This is a genomic window from Brochothrix campestris FSL F6-1037 (genome assembly GCF_000525915.1).
Lineage (GTDB): Bacteria > Bacillota > Bacilli > Lactobacillales > Listeriaceae > Brochothrix > Brochothrix campestris.
Genome location: NZ_AODH01000121.1, coordinates 1 through 398 on the forward strand (window position 1 = coordinate 1; position 398 = coordinate 398).

A 398-nucleotide genomic window follows, 5' to 3' on the forward strand; every position below is an offset into this window, starting at 1 on the left:
GGATGTGTGAAATAAATAGCCAGTGTATCTTTGAGCAACTCATTGATGCCTGAAAATTCTTTGCCATTATCCGCAGTAATGGTTTTAAAGAGGGCTCCAAAATATGATCCACACTGTTTCTTAAGGTGTAAGAGGGCTTTATTCACAAAAGATGCTTGTTTTCCTTCGACTTTGAGTATGAATTCAAATCGTGTTTTACGCTCAGTCACTGTTAATAAAACAGCGTCTGCTTTATTTTTCAGACCAACAACAGTATCAATTTCCCAATGCCCTAATTCTTCTCGGACATCAACGATGTCTGGACGTTTTTCAATTGATTGTCCTAATATACGCTTGTTCTTACGACTTTTTTTGTTTCTTAATTTGTCGTGATACCTTTTTATTCAAGTCAATGTTTT

The 398-nt window shown here is 35.7% G+C and carries 1 protein-coding gene; it reads right to left on the minus strand.

Features of this window, described 5'->3' with window-relative positions:
* On the minus strand, window positions 1-383 hold a 383-nt coding region (locus BCAMP_RS15185; RefSeq protein WP_156921251.1), incomplete at its 3' end, for an IS30 family transposase.
* Window positions 384-398: the final 15 nt, after the last annotated feature.